The sequence below is a fragment of the Vibrio sp. 704 genome (assembly GCF_033339295.1).
In genome coordinates this window covers 1-670 of the sequence record NZ_JAWOUH010000505.1, presented here as the reverse complement: position 1 = coordinate 670, position 670 = coordinate 1, and the positions used below count along the sequence as shown (strand labels likewise).

General features: G+C 50.1%; 1 protein-coding gene. It reads right to left on the bottom strand.

Features of this window, described 5'->3' with window-relative positions; genetic code table 11:
- The coding region (locus R7R24_RS27390) for an alpha-1,6-glucosidase domain-containing protein (protein ID WP_318120224.1) at nucleotides 1-670 on the bottom strand (670 nt) is incomplete at both ends.

Genomic DNA, 670 nt, shown 5'->3' with positions numbered 1-670 from the left:
CGACGTAGCTGAACTTCGCTGCTGAATCTTGCGCTGGAGTGTCCCAACTTGTGATGGTGCCACGTAGGTACAGTGCTGTTTCACCAAACGTTGGTGCATCCGCAGATTTGGTTACGGAAACCACAGGTTTTTCCACTTTCTCATCTTGAACGTATAGCGCGTTCAGTGTGAAGTTGTACTTGCCTGTTTCTGCGACGGTGAGTTTACAGTTTTCGTCTGCGCCTAGCTCCAGAGAGCCGCTGCCCACTGTTGCCACAGAACAACCGATGTTCGGATTTGCCCAACCTGTGTCTGCAAATTTGAACTCGTGGCTGCCTGCTTCAAGTACGCCTGTTACTGAGTACATGCCGTTGCCAATGAAAGTCATTGCCCAGTCGCTGTTGTCTGACCAATTGTTCATTGTGCCTTTCACGTAAACCACGGTTTCACCGAAAGGAGGAATGCTCGATACGTCTTTGTTGTCCGTATTGACTGGCAGACCCGCACCTTGCGCGCCGTCTTGTGGCTGTACGAATACCGCAGTAGTCAGTGCTGGCACAGTGAAGGTTTCATTTGCGAAGCTTGCGCCTTTCACGATGTCATCTGCAGAGTTTTGTTGAACTTCATGCAGCTCGAAACCTGTCGCGCCTTTCACGACAAATGATTTCTCTGTTGATGTTGAGTTCACCAC